Annotated in this window: 16 protein-coding genes and 1 riboswitch; of the genes, 4 read left to right on the top strand and 12 right to left on the bottom strand. The window is 68.9% G+C overall.

Translation table 11 applies throughout. The annotated features are described in order from the left end of the window. Nucleotides 1-93: 93 nt before the first annotated feature. From BRX43_RS01435 to BRX43_RS20145, 3 genes are all read right to left on the bottom strand, one after another. Complete coding sequence (locus BRX43_RS01435; protein WP_125993055.1) at nt 94-2,283, bottom strand: TonB-dependent receptor; 2,190 nt, start codon at nt 2,281-2,283, stop codon at nt 94-96. Nucleotides 2,284-2,413: 130 nt separating this feature from the next. Further along, the gene (locus BRX43_RS01430; protein WP_125993054.1) at nt 2,414-2,725 is read right to left on the bottom strand and encodes a hypothetical protein; all 312 of its coding nucleotides are present in this window, start codon (nt 2,723-2,725) and stop codon (nt 2,414-2,416) included. Continuing rightward, nucleotides 2,722-2,898, bottom strand: a complete 177-nt coding sequence (locus BRX43_RS20145) for a hypothetical protein (RefSeq protein WP_164523495.1) — start codon at nt 2,896-2,898, stop codon at nt 2,722-2,724. Before BRX43_RS20145 ends, BRX43_RS01430 begins: the two co-directional genes overlap by 4 nt. 90 nt (nt 2,899-2,988) lie before the next feature. Here BRX43_RS20145 and BRX43_RS01425 point away from each other — a divergent pair, with 90 nt between their 5' ends. Next, the gene (locus BRX43_RS01425; RefSeq protein ID WP_241214704.1) at nt 2,989-3,612 is read left to right on the top strand and encodes a LexA family transcriptional regulator; all 624 of its coding nucleotides are present in this window, start codon (nt 2,989-2,991) and stop codon (nt 3,610-3,612) included. A 42-nt stretch (nt 3,613-3,654) separates the two neighbouring features. Here BRX43_RS01425 and BRX43_RS01420 read toward each other — a convergent pair whose 3' ends face one another. Together BRX43_RS01420 and BRX43_RS20140 are read right to left on the bottom strand one after the other, a co-directional pair. After that, nucleotides 3,655-4,017, bottom strand: a complete 363-nt coding sequence (locus tag BRX43_RS01420) for a hypothetical protein (RefSeq protein ID WP_125993052.1) — start codon at nt 4,015-4,017, stop codon at nt 3,655-3,657. 243 nt (nt 4,018-4,260) lie between these two features. Next, a complete protein-coding gene (locus BRX43_RS20140) occupies nt 4,261-4,431 on the bottom strand; it encodes a hypothetical protein (protein WP_164523494.1) in 171 nt (56 codons plus the stop codon). Nucleotides 4,432-4,598: 167 nt separating this feature from the next. Between BRX43_RS20140 and BRX43_RS01415 the strand changes: the two genes are divergently transcribed. The 3 genes from BRX43_RS01415 (at nt 4,599) to BRX43_RS01405 (ending at nt 10,989) form a co-directional block, all read left to right on the top strand. Continuing rightward, nucleotides 4,599-4,835, top strand: a complete 237-nt coding sequence (locus BRX43_RS01415) for a hypothetical protein (protein WP_125993051.1) — start codon at nt 4,599-4,601, stop codon at nt 4,833-4,835. A 71-nt stretch (nt 4,836-4,906) separates the two neighbouring features. After that, complete coding sequence (locus tag BRX43_RS01410) at nt 4,907-6,877, top strand: autotransporter assembly complex family protein (protein ID WP_125993050.1); 1,971 nt, start codon at nt 4,907-4,909, stop codon at nt 6,875-6,877. Nucleotides 6,878-6,927: 50 nt separating this feature from the next. Beyond that, nucleotides 6,928-10,989 (top strand): translocation/assembly module TamB, encoded by a 4,062-nt coding sequence (locus tag BRX43_RS01405; protein WP_125993241.1) that lies wholly within the window; start codon nt 6,928-6,930, stop codon nt 10,987-10,989. Between the two features lie 30 nt (nt 10,990-11,019). Here the strand turns inward: BRX43_RS01405 and BRX43_RS01400 are convergent, their stop codons facing one another. The 7 genes from BRX43_RS01400 to accB all read right to left on the bottom strand — a co-directional run bounded on the left by BRX43_RS01400 (nt 11,020) and on the right by accB (nt 17,682). Next, a complete protein-coding gene (locus BRX43_RS01400) occupies nt 11,020-12,417 on the bottom strand; it encodes an L-serine ammonia-lyase (protein WP_125993049.1) in 1,398 nt (465 codons plus the stop codon). A 113-nt stretch (nt 12,418-12,530) separates the two neighbouring features. Continuing rightward, nucleotides 12,531-12,616: riboswitch (glycine riboswitch) on the bottom strand. Between the two features lie 151 nt (nt 12,617-12,767). Next, a complete protein-coding gene (gene glnA, locus BRX43_RS01395; protein ID WP_125993048.1) occupies nt 12,768-14,180 on the bottom strand; it encodes a type I glutamate--ammonia ligase in 1,413 nt (470 codons plus the stop codon). Between the two features lie 88 nt (nt 14,181-14,268). Further along, nucleotides 14,269-14,607, bottom strand: coding sequence for a P-II family nitrogen regulator (locus BRX43_RS01390; protein ID WP_125993047.1), 339 nt, complete (start codon nt 14,605-14,607; stop codon nt 14,269-14,271). A 178-nt stretch (nt 14,608-14,785) separates the two neighbouring features. Next, nucleotides 14,786-15,139 (bottom strand): ArsC/Spx/MgsR family protein, encoded by a 354-nt coding sequence (locus BRX43_RS01385; protein WP_125993240.1) that lies wholly within the window; start codon nt 15,137-15,139, stop codon nt 14,786-14,788. Between the two features lie 110 nt (nt 15,140-15,249). Then, complete coding sequence (locus tag BRX43_RS01380; protein WP_241214703.1) at nt 15,250-15,639, bottom strand: HdeA/HdeB family chaperone; 390 nt, start codon at nt 15,637-15,639, stop codon at nt 15,250-15,252. Nucleotides 15,640-15,836: 197 nt separating this feature from the next. After that, complete coding sequence (gene accC, locus BRX43_RS01375; RefSeq protein WP_125993045.1) at nt 15,837-17,189, bottom strand: acetyl-CoA carboxylase biotin carboxylase subunit; 1,353 nt, start codon at nt 17,187-17,189, stop codon at nt 15,837-15,839. Nucleotides 17,190-17,193: 4 nt separating this feature from the next. Beyond that, complete coding sequence (accB, locus tag BRX43_RS01370; RefSeq protein ID WP_125993044.1) at nt 17,194-17,682, bottom strand: acetyl-CoA carboxylase biotin carboxyl carrier protein; 489 nt, start codon at nt 17,680-17,682, stop codon at nt 17,194-17,196. Nucleotides 17,683-17,691 lie beyond the last annotated feature (9 nt).

Here is a 17,691-nt window from a genome sequence, read left to right as displayed (position 1 = left end):
CGAAATGACGGGATTAGGCTAACAGCAGTAATTCGTTGCGCAACCGGTTCGAGCCGACCGCGCCCCCTGTGTTGAGGACGCGGCCAGGCCCTGTCACAGCTTGAAGCTGAGCGTTGCGCGGAGATCGCGGCCGGCGAGCGGAGCGAAGTCCTTGAGGACGCTGGCATGGCGGCGGGCGTTCACGTCGAAGATGTTGTTCGCCGACAGGATCAGCGACGTGGCGTTGTCGACGCCGAACGGCTTGAACGCGACGCTGGCGTTGACCAGGGTGAAGCCACGCGTCGCCGTCTCGAACGGCGCGACGCGATCCTGCTTGAAGCTGTGCTCCACCTCGGCACGGGCGGTGACGCGATCGCTCTGCGCCTCCAGGCCGCCGAGCAGGCGGAGCGGCGGGATGCGGGGCACCGGGCTGGTGTCGACCACCGTGGCATGGACCCAGTCGCCGAGCAGGTCCGCATTGATCCGGGTGCCGCCGATCCGCGCCAGCGTGGCGGACCCCTGTGCCTCCAGCCCGTAATAGCGGGCATCGGCCTGGTTGTACTGGAAGCAGGGCAGGTCGACCTCGCGACCCGATGGAGCCGCCGCCGCCTCGCACACCGAGGATGCGACCTGGCTGTCATAGATATAGTTGCTGAACCAGTTGTAATAGGCCGAGGCGTCGAAGCTCCAGTTCGGACGATGCGCGTGCAGCGTCGCCTCCAGCCCCCAGCTCTTCTCCAGCCGGAAGTTCGGATTGCCCAGTTCATAGGCTTGCGTCCCGGCATGGGCGCCGTTGGCGAACAGTTCCTCGGCGGCGGGCGCGCGTTCGGTGCGCGAGCCGTTCAGGCCGAGGCGGATGCCGTCCGCCAGCGCATAGGACGCGCCGAGCGATGCGGACACCGCCTCGAAATGCCGGCCGCCCTGGAAGAAGCGGGCATCGCCCTGCAGCGTGCGGGCGTCGACATTGGTCGTCTCGTAGCGCGCGCCGGCCTCGGCGCGGACATCGCCCAGGTTGAACTGTTGCAGCGTGAACAGGCCGACCTGGCTGGTCTCGTTCCTCGGCAGGAACGCCTCTTCGCCCTCCACGTCGAAGCGGCGGTTGAAGAACTGCACGCCCGACGCGCCCAGCCAGCCGCCGCGATCGGCCTGGACCAGTTCCAGCCGGCCCTCCAGCCCCTGGTTGAAGAACTGCGTCCCGACCTCGCCATTCTCTTCCAGCTCGCCATGCTGGTAATCGGCCATGGCGGCGCGGAGGCGGATCTTGTCGAAGATCTCGCCGCCGGTGTTCACCTCGGCGCGCAGGTCGACCCGGTCCTGCTTCAGCTTGATGCGCGGCGCCTCCTGCTCCTGGCCCGGTTCGGTCGCGTAGCGCACGGGGACGCCGTAGAGGCTGTCATAGTGACTGTAGGACAGGCCGAGCGAGCCGCCCTCGGTGATCAGCGCGCCGCCGACGCCGACATTCCAGGTCTCCGACGCGGTGTTGGGCAGGCGACCCCGGATCGCGGCATTGGCGGCGAAATCGATCGACTCCTCGCCGGCCTCCGCCGGCTGGGGCGGCAGCGCGGCACTGGCCAATGCGCGGGCGCGCTGCTCGCGCGACAGGGCATAGCCGCCGATCTTCAGGTTGTCGGTCTTGAGATAGGAGCCATCGGCATGGACGACGAACAGGTCGCCGATCGCCACATCGGTCGCGGCCGAGCCGGAGCGTTCGGTCGCCGCCGAGCCATAGGTGGCGTTGCCGGCGAGGCGATAGCCCTTTTCCGGAATGGAGCGGGGGATGCGCGTGTCGATGACGTTGACCACGCCGCCGACCGCCGAGGAGCCGAACAGCAGGGCGGAGGGGCCGCGCAGCACCTCGACCCGCTCGGCGATCAGCGGGTTGATCGCCACCGCATGGTCGACCGAGGTGTTGGATACGTCGATCGAGCCGATGCCGTCGGTCAGGATGCGGATGCGCTCCCCCTGGAAACCGCGTAGCACGGGCCGCGAGGCGTTGGGGCCGAAGGAGGTCGCCGACACGCCGGGCTGACGGGTCAGCGTCTCGCCGATCGTCGGGCGCAGCGAGCGTTCCAGTTCCTCGCCCGAGACGATGGTGGTGCCGGCGAGCACATCGGCCTCGCTCTGGCGGAAGGGGGCGGTGACGACGATATCGCGGCCCGGCGTCGCCCGGTTTGCATCGGCGGTATCGAGCGGCTGCGCCTCGACCGGGGCCGGCGTGTCGGCCGGACCATGCGCCTGGACCGGGGCGACCGGCAGCGTGAGGGCGAGCGTGGCGACGCCGAGCAGCAAGCGGTGGTGGGACATGAACATAGGCTCCGCTGGAAGATTTCGGGCGCTGCCTATCGATCATGTTACAACATATCAATGCATTTGGATGACGGAAATGGGACAGGGCTGCGGACCGTGTCCATTTCGCCACAGCCAAGGCCGGTCGTCAGGCGCGATCGGGATCGAGGGTGACCGCGGTCAGGATCAGCCGGTCGCCGTCGCGCGTCGCCGCCAGGTCGACGACCAGCAGCCCCGGCACCTGCCATTCGCGGGAATCGAGCGTGGTGAGCCAGTCGTCCAGGCTGGGGCTGGGCAGCGCCTGGAAGTGGAGGTGATGACGGGTCCCGTCGCACCCGGCGCTGCACCAGGCTATGGAATGGCTGTCCGCCTCCAGGCTCCCGATCGCGCAGCCGGCGATCAAGGCATCGGCGGCGATCGCCTGCTGGAGCCGGATGGTTCCATCGTTATGCTCAGTCATGCCTGATGCTCCCCGATGAAGCGTTCGATCCGCGTGCACATATCCGGCCCCGGCTGGCGACCGCGTCGCAGGTCGAGCACCAATCGGGGATCGCCGACCGCGCGCCGGCCGAAGGTGGTGACCGGCATCCGCGTGGCATGCAGATAGCGATCGATGATGGTGAGCAGCGACACGGACGCGAGCCTCCTGATTCTGGCCTTTGTTCCTTATTTGTTCTGGCCGGTGTGGCTTGTCTAGGATTTTTCCTAGACTATCTTGCAAGGGTGATCGCGCAGGACGCCCGTGTCGCGCTCGACGCGCTTGCCGTGCGGGATGGGGTCAGCCTGTCCGCGCTGTCGCGGATGCTCGGCCGCAACCCGGCCTATCTCCAGCAATATATAAAGCGCGGCTCGCCCCGCAGTCTGGCGGAGGAGGATCGGCGGCGGCTCGCGGAGTTCTTCGGCGTCGCCGAGACGATGCTGGGCGGCGCGGCGGTCCGGGCGGAGCCGCGCTATCGACTGCCCCGCCTCGATCTCGCGGCATCGGCCGGGCCCGGTGCCTATGTCGATAGCGAGGTGGCGGAGGGCACCGAGACGTTGGACCCGCAACTGGCGCGCCGCTTGCGGCTGGCGGCGGGGGCGGGCGCGATCCTCCGCGTGCGGGGCACATCGATGGAGCCGGCGCTGCTCGACGGCGACCATATCGTCATCGACACCCAGGACCGCCAGCCGGACCGCAAGCCCGCCATCTTCGTGATCCGCATCGACGACACGCTGATGGTGAAGCGCGTGGCACGGCAGGGCGGATCGCTGGTGGTGTGGAGCGATCATCCCGACGCGCCGCCGGTGCCGGAGGGGGCGGTCGCCGTGATCGGCCGCGTCGTCTGGCAGATGCGCGCCTGGCGGTGACCCGCATCGGCGCCCGTCGCAAGTGCCGATGCGGGTGAAGGATCAGCAGAAGCCGAAGGTCTGCTGATAGATGACGCTCCCGGCAACCGTGACCGTCACCTTGACGCCCGACGGTATCCCGAGCTTGTGGCAGACCGAAAGACACGCCTGAGCGGCCGTTCCATTGGGAATCCAGGACGGAACCGTAAAGCACCAATCCTTGCTGATTGGCGCGGGAAGTTTGAAGCACAATTTCCGGTCGGAGACGGTGATGCTTATGCATTCTGCGGTAAGGGAGGCATCGCCAGCGGCAAGGCCGTCAAAGGCTTTTTGATCGGCTGTGGCGCTCAACATCCTGTGGTTGTCGGCCGCAGCCGAAAAAATTTCTTCCAGACGCGAGGCGCTGAATTGTGCTTCGTTGGACATGTCTTTTATCCCTTGTCGATTCGCTTGTTGCGACAAGGAATATTTACTTGAAAACCCAATTTAACACGCCGAAGTTTTATGGCGGTGGACTTGTTTCGTGTCCAATTTGCATAGTAATCGCGTTCATATCGGATGTTGGATATTGACGTGATTTTACCGGTTCCAATGAGTCGGTCCGACTGACCGGGAAAATGCTATACGAACGCCTTGAACGCAGAATCTGGGGGGCAAAATCTGCTGACGTTAGCGCCGGTCGCGCAGCCACAGCAGCAGGGCGGCGGCGATGCCGATGGTGAGGCCGATCAGCACGCCGGGCGTCGCCTGGCCATAGAGAAAGCCGATGATCGCGCCCAGGAAGATTCCGGCGACGATCAGGATGCCGCCACCGGCGCGGGAAGGGGTCGGGCTGGCCATGCCACCTCCTGCCATGTCCCTGCACGGGACGCCAGAGGGCGAAATCCGTCCCTTTGCGGCACAGGTGGGACGGGGCGGGCGATGCCGGAACAGGGCGATTTACCATCGATCGTCGCCGCAGCCGCGCGATGGCACGATCTGGCGCGGAACATGAGTGACGGGTGGCGATGACCGACCTGCCAGCGCCTGCCGCCGACCTTCTTCCCTATATCGCCAATCGTGCCGAACTGGCGCTGGCGACCGACCTGATCGAGCAGCTCGGCCTGGAGGCCGCGCGCGAGGCGCGGGTCCGGGCCAATCGCAGCCGCGACCTGGGCAATCACCTGCATTTCTGTCGATGGCGGCAGGTCGAGCGACTGGCGCGCCTGCTGAGCGACCCGGTCCCGGTGGGCACCGTGCATTAAGCATTGATCGCACGCCGTTCCGACCGTTTTCTGGACTGTCGCTCCGGTTCGGTCGCGGCTAGGAACGGCGCATGTCGTTCCGCGCCGGGCGGGCGGGTCGCGGGGCGGCCGCCGCGTGTCTCTGCCTGATCCCGTCCCTCGCCTGGGGCCAGAGCGCGCCGGCGCCGGCCGCCGCGTCGTCGCCGGTGCAGACGCCGGAGGAGGATCTCGACCCCAATTCGCCGCTCGCCCCGCTGCCCGATCTCGGCGTCGCCTGGCCCGACCTCGCCACCGCGCCCGGCGCACCGACCAGCGCGGTCGCCGCCACCGACGGCGTCGCCGAGCGGCGCTATGGCTGGCGCGTGGATGGGATCGAGGGCATCGGCTCGCCGCTGCTCCGCCAGCGCTTCGACCAGAATTCGACGCTCAAGGCCCATGCCGGCCAGCCCGCCAACGCCGCGCAGCTCGACCGGCGCGCGGCGGAGGATTCGGCGCTGCTGGTCACGCTGTTGCGGGCCGAGGGCTATTATGATGCGCGCGTCAACGTGGCCGTCGAGCCGGGCCCCCGGCCGCAGGTGGTGCTGGCGGCCGAACCGGGGGGCCTCTATCGCTTCGACCGGGTGACGCTGGCGGGCGTCGACCATGCCGGCGACAAGGCCGATGCGCTGACCCGGGCCTTCGGCATCAAGCCGGGCGATCCGGTCGACGCCGATGCGGTGGTCGCTGCCGATACGCGGCTGACCGGAGCGGTCGGGCGGGACGGCTTCCCCTTCGCGGCCGTCGGCGCGCCGGAGATCGTGGTCGATCACGCCACCCGCACCGCCACGCTCGACCTGTCGGTGCGGCCGGGCGGCGAGCGACGGTTCGGCGATATCGTCGCGTTGCCCGGCAACCGGGTGTTCGGGCCCGACCATGTCGCGGAGATCGCCCGCTTCCATCGGGGCGAGCCGTTCGACCAGACGCGGGTGGATGATCTGCGCCGCGCATTGATCCAGACCAGCCTGGTCTCGGCCGTCGAGCTGAAGCCGGTCGAGGGGCGGGTGCCCGGCACCGTCGACCTCGCCGTCAAGCTCGATCCCGCGCCGCCCCGCACCGTCGCCGCCGAACTGGGCTATGGCACGGGCGAGGGTGCCCGGCTGGAGAGCAGCTGGACGCACCGCAACCTGTTCCCGCCCGAGGGTGCGCTGACCATCCGCAGCGTGCTGGGCACGCAGGAGCAATTGTCGTCGCTGGTCTATCGCCGCAACAATTATAAGGGCCGCGACCGGGTGCTGACGCTCCAGGTCGCGCTCGCCCACCAGAACCGCACCGCCTATGAGGCGCGCACCACCTCGCTGTCGGCCGCGCTGGAGCGGCAGACCAACATCTTCTTCCAGAAGACCTGGACCTGGTCGCTGGGCGCGGAACTGCTCGCCTCGGACGAGCGCGACGTGATCGTGGCGACGGGCCAGCCGCGTCGCCGGACCTTCCTGATCGGCGCGCTGCCGACCAGCCTGGTCTATGACGGCACCGACGACCTGCTCAATCCCAGCCAGGGTTTCCGCCTCGGCGGGCGGTTCAGCCCGGAGGCGTCGTTGCAGGGATCGGTGTTCGGCTATGCCCGGACCCAGCTGGACGCCAGCGTCTATCGGACGGTGCGGCCCGGCGTCGTGCTGGCGGCGCGGACCCGGCTGGGCACGATCGCCGGCGCGCCGCGCGATGCGGTCGCCCCGTCGCGGCGCTTCTATGCCGGCGGCGGCGCCTCGGTGCGCGGCTATGGCTATCAGGATATCGGCCCGCGCGACCCCAATAACGCACCGATCGGCGGGCGCAGCCTGACCGAATTCTCCATCGAGGCGCGGGTGAAGGCGTTCGGCAATTTCGGGGTCGTGCCCTTCCTGGACGCCGGCAATATCTACACCAGCCCACTGCCACGCTTCACCGGCCTGCAATATGGCGCGGGGCTGGGCGTGCGCTATTACTCGAATTTCGGGCCGATCCGCCTCGATGTCGGGACGCCGCTCAATCCGCAGCCGGGCGACTCGCGGATCGCCGTCTATGTCTCGCTGGGACAGGCGTTTTGAGACGCGCCGCGCGCTGGATCGGCTGGCTGGCCTGCACGCTGCTGGGGATCATGCTGGCGGCGCTGGTGCTGGTCGACACCCCCTGGGGCCATGCGCAGGTCGCCGAGCGGATCGGCGCGATCCGGACCGCCAACGGCCTCCGCTTCACGGTCGGGCGGATCGACGGGTCGCTCTATTCGGGCACGCGGATCAGGAATTTGCGCGTCTACGACCTGGACGGGCTGGTGTTCGACGCGCCCGATGTCGCGCTCGACTGGTCGCCGGTGCGCTGGTTCGGGGGAGAATTGGCGATCCGGCGGCTCGCCATCCCGCAGGCGATGCTCCACCATGTGCCGCATACGCGTCCGACCGGACGGCGCGGTCCGATCCTGCCCGATTTCGACATCCAGATCGGCGCGCTGGGTGTCGACCGGCTGGTGCTGGCGCGGCCGGTGCTGGGCCGCGAGCGGGTCGGGTCGCTGCGCGGGCTGGCCGATATCCGGTCCGGCCGCGCGCTGGTGCGGCTGGACGGCGCGGTGCAGGGGAGCGACCGGCTACGCCTGCGGATCGATGCCGAGCCCGATCGCGACCGGTTCGATATCGATGTCGATGCGGCGGGGGCGACCGGCGGCGTGCTGGCGCGGGCGATCGGCGCGCGGGCTCCGGTCCGGTTGACCGTCGGCGGCGATGGCCGCTGGCAACGCTGGCGCGGCCAGGCGCGGGCCTGGACCGGAGATACGAGGCTGCTCGACCTGGCGCTGGCGGCGGAGGCGGGGCGCTACACCCTGTCCGGAACGGTCGCGCCGGCCTCGCTGCTGACCGGCAAGGCGCAACGCCTGACCGCGCCGCGCCTGCTGGTCAACGGCACGGCGACGCTGGAGAACAGGCGGCTTGATGGGCGGCTCGCGCTGCGTTCGGCCGCGCTGGCGCTCGATCTGGAGGGCGTGGCGGACCTGGCCGGCAATCGCTGGGGCAATCTGAAGATCGCCGGCCGGCTGCTGCGCCCGGCGGCGCTGTTCCCCAACATGACCGGACATGGCATCACGCTGCGCGCGGTGCTCGACGGACCGTTCGACACCGCCCGCTTCGACTATCGCCTGGCCGCCGACCGGCTGGCCTTCGACCAGACCGGCTTCGAACAGGTCCGCGCGGCGGGCAGCGGCCGGTTGTCGCCCGCGCCGGTGACGGTGCCGATCCGGCTGGCGGCGGCGCGGGTGACCGGTATCGGCACGGTGGCGGGCGGCATCCTGCGCAATCTGCGCGTCGACGGCGCCTTGCGGGTGACGCCGACCCAGGTCATCGGCGATCCGCTGCACGTCCGCTCCGACAAGCTCAGCGGCCGGATCGGCCTGGTGCTCGACCTGCGCACCGGCCGCTATGAGGTGGCGGTGACCGGCGGGCTGGGGCGCTATCTGATCCCCGGCCTGGGCGTGGTCGACGTCCAGTCGCAGCTGACGCTGGTGCCCGGCGCGAACGGTCATGGCGTGCGGCTGGTCGGGCGCGGGCAGGCGGTGGTGCGGCGGCTGGACAACGCCTTCTTCCGTTCGCTGACCGGCGGCCTGCCGCGCCTGACCGCCGGGCTGGAGCGGGGGCCGGACGGCATCCTCCATTTCCACGACCTGCGATTGGTGTCGCCCGGCCTGACGCTGGCCGGCCAGGGCTATCGCCGCCGCGACGGCGGCTTCCATTTCGAGGGCGGCGGCCGTCAGGCCAGCTATGGCCCGGTGACGTTGGTGCTGGACGGCGACATCGCGCGCCCGACGCTCGACCTGCGGTTCCAGCGGCCGAACGCGGCGCTCGGCCTGTCGAGCGTCGTCGCGCATCTCGATCCGACGCCGCAGGGCTATGACTTCACGACGAATGGCGGCTCGCGACTGGGGCCGTTCCGCGCGACTGGCGCGATCCTGCTGCCGAGCGGAGGTGCGGCGAGCATCGTGATCGGCGCGCTGGACGTATCGGGGACGCGCGCCAGCGGCACGCTCGGCATCGTGACCGGCGGCTTCGACGGCCGCCTGACGGTCGCGGGCGGCGGTCTGGCCGGTACGATCGGCTTCGCGCCGGCCGGCAGTATCCAGCGGGTCGAGGTGCACCTGACCGCGCGCGACGCGCGACTGGCGGGCGGCAGCGTGCGCCAGGGCCGGCTGGACGCGGTGGCGCTGCTCGATCCCGCCGGCACCGATGTGCAGGGCAGCGCCAGCGGCATCGGCCTGCGCTATGGCGCGGTGTCGCTGGCGCGCTTCGCCGGCTCCGCCGCGCTGACCGATGGACTGGGCGAAGTGCGCGCGGGCGTCGCCGGTTCGCGCGGCCGAGCGTTCGACTTCCAAACGGTGACCCGGATCGAGCGCGACCGCTATGTGGTGCGCGCGCAGGGCACGCTCGACAAGCGGCCGATCCAGCTTACCACCCCCGCCACCTTGGTGCGCGAGGGCACGGCGTTGCGGTTGCAGCCGACCGGCCTCGCCTTTGCCGGCGGCGAGGCGACCGTGTCGGGCCGGTTGGGCGAGGACGGGATCGAGGCGCAGGCGGCGCTCACCCGTATGCCGCTGTCGATCCTGGATATCGGCTTTCCGGGGTTGGGGCTGTCGGGCAGCGCCTCGGGCACGCTCCGCTATGCGGCGGCGGCGGGCGGACCGCCGACCGGCGCGGTCGATCTGACCCTGCGCGGCGTGTCGCGGTCCGGGCTGGTGCTGACCTCCGCGCCGATCGATATCGGGGTGGCGGGCGTGCTGCGCGCCGACCGCGCCGGCCTGCGCGCGGTGGTGGCATCCGGCGGCCGCACGATCGGGCGGGCGCAGGCGCAGCTCGCGCCGCTCGGCTCCGGCGATCTCGCCAGCCGGATCGGCAATGCGGCACTGTTCGCGCAGCTCCGTTATGCCGGGCCGGCCGATACGCTGTGGCGGCTGACCGGCGTGGAGCTGTTCGACCTGTCCGGCCCCGTCGCGATCGGCGCGGACGTGACCGGGCGGCTGGCCGCGCCGGTGATCCGGGGCGTGGTGCGCGCGAATGGCGCGCGGATCGAGAGTGCCACCACCGGCACGCTGCTGACCAATGTCCAGGCGACCGGCCGGTTCGGCGGATCGCGGCTGGTGATCGACCGTTTCGCCGCCGCCGCCGGCAAGGACGGCCGCGTGACGGGCAGCGGCCTGTTCGACTTCGCCGCGCCCAAGGGGCTGGGGCTAGACCTGCGACTCGATGCCGACAATGCGGTGATGATCGCCCGCGACGATATCGGCGCGACCGTCACCGGTCCCTTGCGCTTCCAATCGGACGGGGCGGGCGGCACCATCTCGGGCGATGTGGTGCTCAACCGCAGCCGCTATCGCCTGGGCCAGGCGAGCGCCGCCACCGCCGCGCCGCAGCTCAACGTGCGCGAGATCAACCTGCCGGGCGGCGACGTGGCCGACGACGCGCCGACCGCGCCCTGGACGCTGGCGCTGAACGCCCGCGCCCGGAACGGCGTCATGGTCAGCGGCCTGGGCCTGACCAGCGAATGGTCCGCCGACCTGAAGATCGGGGGGCAGCCGACCAACCCCTCGATCACCGGTCGCGCCAACCTGATCCGCGGCGATGTGGAATTCGCCGGGCGTGATTTCGAACTGGCGCGCGGCGTGATCCGCTTCGACGGGCAAACCCCCGCCAATCCCGCGCTCGACATCGCCGCCAATGCCGACAGCACCGGGCTGAACGCGACGATCCGCGTCACCGGCACCGCGCTGAAGCCGGAGATCGGCTTCACCAGCGTGCCCGCCCTGCCGGAAGATGAATTGCTGTCGCGGCTGCTGTTCGGCACCTCGATCACCAACCTGTCCGCGCCGGAAGCCCTGCAACTGGCGGCGGCGGTGGCGGCGTTGCAGGACGGCGGCAACGGCCTGAACCCGATCAACGCGATACGCCGCGCGGCGGGGCTGGACCGCCTCCGCATCCTGCCCGCCGATCCGCAGACCGGGCAGGGCACGTCGGTGGCGGCGGGCAAGTTCGTGACGCGGCGGCTCTATGCCGAGATCATCACCGACGGGCAGGGCTATTCCGCGACCCAGGTGGAGTTCCAGGTCACGCGCTGGCTGTCGATCCTGTCGTCCATTTCGACGCTGGGGCGGCAGAGCGTCAACGTGCGGGTGTCGCGGGATTATTGAGGGCCGGTCGTTCGGCCCGGCGTCAGGCGGTCAGCATTCCACGACATTGACCGCCAGCCCGCCCAGGCTGGTTTCCTTATATTGCGAGCGCATGTCCTCGCCGGTCTGGCGCATCGTCTCGATCACCGCGTCCAGGCTGACGATGTGGCTGCCGTCGCCGCGCAGCGCCAGATAGGCGGCGTTGATCGCCTTCACCGCGCCCATCGTGTTGCGCTCGATACAGGGGATCTGCACCAGCCCGCCGATCGGGTCGCAGGTGAGGCCCAGATTATGCTCCATGCCGATCTCGGCGGCATTCTCGATCTGGCGGTTGCTGCCGCCGAGCACCGCCGCCAGCGCGCCCGCCGCCATCGAACAGGCGACGCCCACCTCGCCCTGGCAGCCCATCTCCGCCGCCGAGATGGAGGCGCGCTTCTTGTACAGCATCCCGATCGCGGCGGCGGTGAGCAGGAAGGTGCGTGCGCCCACCGCATCCGCGCCCGCGATCAGCGTCTCGTAGAAGCGCAGCACGGCGGGCAGCACGCCGGCCGCGCCATTGGTCGGGGCGGTGACGACGCGGCCGCCCGCCGCATTCTCCTCATTGACCGCCAGCGCCCAGAGGCTGACCCATTCGAACACCTCGGCCGGATTGCCGCCCGGCCGCTCGCCGGTCAGGCTGGCGGAGAGCGACCGGGCGCGGCGGCGCACCTTCAGGCCGCCGGGCAGCACGCCGTCCTGCGCGATGCCGCGATCGATGCACGCGCTCATCGCCCGGCGCACCGCGTCGAGAAAGGCGTCGGTTTCCGTGGGGGAACGCCAGGCCTCTTCATTGGCGCGGACGATGTCGGCGATGGTGAGGCCGGTCGCGTCGCCGATCGCAAGCAGGTCCGCGCCGGAGGAGAAGGGGTGGCGCACCGCGATGTTGACCGCCGCCACGCCCGCGCCCTTCCGCAGGATCGCGCCGCCGCCGATCGAGAAATAGGTCTCGGTATAGGTCGTATCGTCCGCCAGCGTGGCGGTGAAGGTCAGGCCGTTGGGATGTTCCGGCAGGAACTCGCGCGGATGGAAGACGATGTCGCCCGCCGCGAAGGCGATCGGCATCCGACCGCCGAGCATCATCCGCCGCTCCTGCGCGATCCGGTCGAGGATCGTCGGGGCATCGTCGGGATCGATCCGCTCCGGTTCCCAGCCCGCCAGCCCGAGGATCGTGGCGGTGTCGGTCGCATGGCCGCGCCCGGTCAGCGCCAGCGAGCCGTACAGGTCGCAGGTGACGCGCACCGGCGGCGAATCCCGCCCTAGCGCACGCTGCGCGAAGTCGAAGCCGGCGCGCATCGGGCCGACCGTATGCGAGCTCGACGGGCCGATGCCGATGGTGAACAGTTCGGCGACGCTGATCGGCCGGTGGATGTCGCGGTCGAGCGGGGCGGCAGTGGTGACGTCGGCGTGCATGGCATCCTCTCGCCGGCGAGTCCGGCCTTCCATGCCCCTTCTGTCCCTTGCGCCTGAGATCGCTATCCCGTCGGCGGACATGGGGAACGCCCCATGCCTCTCTCCAGATGTCCGTCGTCCATGTGGTCCTTTTGCCTGAGAGTTTCCGGGGCGGTTGCTCCTTCGGCGCCGGTTGCCCGGTCTCTCCCACATCGACGCACCGGGCTATCGGCCGGGCCGGGGGGCGGGGTCAAGCGGCATCATGCGGGCGGTGGCCCGGACATGACGAACCCGGCCGACGCGCGGGGGCGTCGACCGGGTTCGTGCGATCCTAATGCGGCGGCCGGATCGCCCGGCCGCCGGCGCGGGGATCAGCCGCTATAGTACATGTCGTATTCGACCGGGCTGGGCGTCATTTCCCAACGCGCGACTTCGGCGCGCTTGATCTCGACGAACGCCTCGATCTGGTCCTTGGAGAACACGTCGCCCTTCAGCAGGAAGTCGTGATCGGCTTCCAGGCAGTCGAGCGCCTCGCGCAGCGAGCCGGCGACGGTCGGCACCTGCGCGAGTTCGGCCGGCGGCAGGTCGTACAGGTTCTTGTCCATCGCCTCGCCGGGATGGATCTTGTTCTGGATGCCGTCCATGCCCGCCATCATCAGCGCCGCATAGGCGAGATAGGGGTTGGCGAGCGCATCGGGGAAACGGACCTCGACGCGCTTGGACTTCGGACCCGTGCCGTACGGGATGCGGCACGAGGCCGAACGGTTGCGCGCCGAATAGGCGAGCAGCACCGGCGCCTCATAGCCCGGGACCAGACGCTTGTAGGAGTTGGTCGACGGGTTGGTGAAGGCGTTGACCGCCTTGGCATGCTTGATGATGCCGCCGATGAAATAGAGGCACATGTCCGACAGGCCGGCATAGCCATTGCCCGCGAACAGCGGCTCCTTGCCGTTCCAGATCGAGAAGTGGGTGTGCATGCCCGAGCCGTTATCCTCCTTGATCGGCTTGGGCATGAAGGTCGCGGTCTTGCCATAGGCATGGGCGACCTGGTGCACGACATACTTGTAGATCTGCATCCGGTCGGCGGTCTGGGTCAGCGTGCCGAAGGTCAGGCCCAGCTCGTGCTGCGCGGCGGCGACCTCATGATGGTGCTTGTCGCAGGGCAGGCCCATTTCGAGCATGGTGGTGACCATCTCGCCACGGATGTCGACCGCCGAGTCGACCGGCGCGACGGGGAAGTAACCGCCCTTGGCGCGCGGACGGTGGGCGAGGTTGCCGCCCTCATATTCGCGGCCGGTGTTGGTCGGCAGCTCGACATCGTCGATCTTGAAGTAGGACGCGGCATAGTTCGTGTCGAACTGCACGTTGTCGAACATGAAGAACTCGGCCTCGGGGCCGACATAGACGGTGTCGCCGATGCCCGTGGTCTTCAGATAGGCCTCGGCGCGCTTGGCGGTCGAGCGCGGATCGCGGGCATAGAGCTCGCCGGTCGAGGGCTCGACCACATCGCAGAACACGATCAGCATCGGCGTCGCCGAGAAGGGATCGGTATAGACCGCGTCCAGATCGGGCTTGAGCACCATGTCGGACTCGTTGATCGCCTTCCAGCCCTCGATCGACGAACCGTCGAACATCAGGCCGTCGGTCCACTCATCCTCGCCCATGATGCTGGCGACCATGGTCAGGTGCTGCCACTTGCCCTTGGGATCGGTGAAGCGCAGGTCGACCCACTCGATCTCCTCCGTCTTGATCTTCTTCAGGATGTCGTTGGCCGTCGTCGCCATGGTTCTTCCCTTCTAGGCCCCAGCGAAGTGCTTGGGCCGTGTTTGAAAACGATACTGCCCCGGCCGCGACCGGGACGGAGGATGAGGTTCAGATCGCCGCTTCGTCGCGTTCGCCAGTGCGGATGCGAAGCGCCGCCTCCACGGGGATGACGAAGATCTTGCCGTCGCCGATCCGACCGGTCTGCGCGGCGGTGGCGATCGCCTCCACCACGCGTTCGGCCAGGGCGTCCTCGACCACGATCTCCAGCTTCACCTTGGGCAGGAAGTCGACGACATATTCGGCCCCGCGATAAAGCTCCGTATGGCCCTTCTGCCGGCCGAAGCCCTTGGCCTCGGTGACGGTGATACCCGACACGCCGATCTCGTGGAGCGCTTCCTTGACCTCATCCAGCTTGAACGGCTTGATGATGGCTTCGATTTTTTTCACAGAAACGCGTCCTCGATCGTCATGGAAGCTTCGTTCGTTCGAGCGTTCGAACCCTCGCCCGTGCGGGCGCACTGCATGGCTCGTGCCAATTGCGCCCACAGGGCGGATGGAGCATGGCCGGGTCGGACGCTGCCCGATAAAGCGGCAGGCGGCGTGACACTGCCTTGTTTGGCGGCAGTCACAGCACCTCCGACACGCGTTCGGGCGGGCGGGCGAGCACGACGCCTCGCTCGGTCTCGACCAGCGGGCGTTCGATCAGGATCGGATCGGCAGCCATCGCCGCCAGGATCGTCGCGTCGTCCGCCTCGGCGAGCACGGCCGCGCCCGCTTCGGTGCGGCGCAGGCCTTGGGATGGCGTGATGCCGGCCCTCGCGTAGAGACGGGCCAGTTCGGCGGCGGACGGCGGATCGTTGAGATAGTCGACGATCGTCACCCGGGCGCCGGCCGCTTGCAACAGGGCCAGAGCCGCGCGCGACTTGGAGCAGCGCGGATAATGGTAGAGCGTCGCCGCCGGAGGGTGGAGATCGGCCATGCCGGGCTTATGCGCCGCCGCGACGACGATGCCAAGGTCGCGACTCCATCGGGGCGCGGGAAAGCGCATGGGCGGACGGCGCCGATGGCCCGCCCGCCCATGCCGTTCGATCACCGCTTGGCGACCGGCGGCTCCAGCTTCAGCGCGGTCTGCACCGCGGCGAGGAAGTGGTTGCCGGCGCGCGCCTTGCACTGGTCGACGACCACCGGCACGATCTTCTCGACGCCGTCGATCGTCACGGTTGGATGCGCCTTGCCCTTGGGGCCGTAATTGGCGGCATAGACAATTGCCTGGGGCCGGAAGCTTTCGTCCACCTGGCCGAAGTCGTGACAGCTTACGGTTTCCAGGCGCTTGCCCTTGGCGAGAAGATCGATGACGCGTTGACCATCCGGACCGGCGGGAACATTGGCCTGTTCCTTGACCCACTGGGCGCTGGCGGGGGCGATCGCGGCAACCGAAGCCAGCGACAACAGGGCAGCCGCGCCGAACGTGCGAACCAAATTCGTCTGGAACACTCCCTCGTTCATGACGAGGGAAGGAAGCGCCGGGATCAATGATGTTATTAATTGATCCATATTAAATATTCGACATATTCGGGCGCGCGTGGCGTGCCCGGCCACCATGTTCAATCAAGCGGATATTGGCGTCCCTATCGATCGGCGTCGCGGCGCATGGGCGACCGCGACACCGATGGACGTCAGTCGGTCTGACGCGCCAGCCATTCCTCCAGCCACTTGATCGTGTACTGGCCCTGCTGGAACTCAGGGTCTTCGATCAGCGCCTGGTGGAGCGGGATGGTGGTCTTCATCCCCTCGATCACGAACTCCTCCAGCGCGCGGCGCAGGCGGCGGATCGCCCCTTCGCGGGTGGCGCCGTAGACGATCAGCTTGGCGATCATGCTGTCGTAATAGGGCGGCACCTTATAGCCGGCATAGAGGCCGCTATCGACGCGGACATGCATGCCGCCCGGCGCGTGGAACTGCTTCACCAGCCCCGGCGAGGGGACGAAGGTGCGCCAGTCCTCGGCATTGATCCGGCACTCGATCGCATGGCCGCGGAACTGCACGTCCTGCTGGCGCAGCGTCAGCGGATGCCCCTCGGCGATGCGGATCTGCTCGCGCACCAGGTCCAGGCCGGTGATCATCTCGGTCACCGGATGCTCGACCTGGAGCCGGGTGTTCATCTCGATGAAGTAGAACTCGCCGTCTTCCCACAGGAATTCGATCGTGCCCGCGCCGCGATAGCCCATATCGGCCATCGCCTTGGCGACCACGCCGCCCATCCGCTCGCGCTCGGCGGCGGTGATGACCGGGGAGGGGGCCTCCTCCAGCACCTTCTGGTGACGGCGCTGGAGCGAGCAGTCGCGCTCGCCCAGATGGATGGCATTGCCATTGCCGTCGCCGAACACCTGGAACTCGATATGGCGCGGATTGCCGAGATACTTCTCGATATAGACGGTGGCGTCGCCGAACGCGGCCTTCGCCTCACTGCCGGCCTGCTGCATCAGCGTTTCCAGCTGATCCTCGCTGTTGCAGACCTTCATGCCGCGACCACCGCCGCCCGAGGCGGCCTTGATGATCACCGGATAGCCGATCCGGGCCGCCAGCTCGCGCGCCTCGCCCACGTCGCTGACCGCGCCGTCGGAGCCGGGCACCAGCGGCAGGCCGAGCGCGCCGGCGGTGCGCTTGGCCTCCACCTTGTCGCCCATGGTGCGGATATGCTCGGGCTTCGGCCCCACGAACAGCAGGTTGTGCAGCTCGACGATCTCGGCGAAGCGGGCATTTTCCGACAGGAAGCCATAGCCCGGATGGATCGCATCCGCGCCGGAGATTTCCGCCGCCGAGATGATGTTGGGTATGTTCAGATAGCTGTCGGTCGCCGCCGGCGGCCCGATGCACACCGCCTCGTCCGCCAGGCGGACGTGCATGGCATCGGCATCCGCCGTCGAGTGCACCGCCACCGTCTTGATCCCCATCTCGTGACAGGCGCGGTGGATGCGAAGCGCGATTTCGCCGCGATTGGCGATCAGCAGTTTCTTGATCGGCCGCACGGGCTTACTCGACGACGATCAGCGGCTGGTCGAACTCGACCGGCTGGCCGTTCTCGACCATCACCTGGGTGACGGTGCCGGCGGCGGTGGCGACGATCGGGTTCATCACCTTCATCGCCTCGACGATCAGCAGCGTGTCGCCGGCCGCGACCTTCTGGCCGATGCCCGCAAAGGGCTTCGCGCCCGGCTCGGCCGCCAGATAGGCGGTGCCGACCATCGGCGAGCGGACCGCATTGGCGCTGCTGGCGGGCGCGGACGCACCCACTTCGGCGGCGACGGGCGCGGCCGGCTGGGCGGCGCTCATCGCCACGGGCGCGGGCGCGTGATGCACCGCCTGGCCACCGCCCTGCGATACCTTGCGGGCGACGCGGATCTTGCGCTCGCCATGCTCGACCTCGATCTCGGTCAGCTGGGTGGTGTCGAGCAGCTCGGCGAGCTGGCGCACCAGGTCGACATCGACCATCATGGTGCCGCTGGAATTCGTGTCGGTCATGGAACCTTC

The organism is Sphingomonas sp. S-NIH.Pt15_0812 (assembly GCF_003951315.1).
GTDB lineage: Bacteria > Pseudomonadota > Alphaproteobacteria > Sphingomonadales > Sphingomonadaceae > Sphingomonas.
This window is presented reverse-complemented; position numbering and strand designations above follow the sequence as displayed.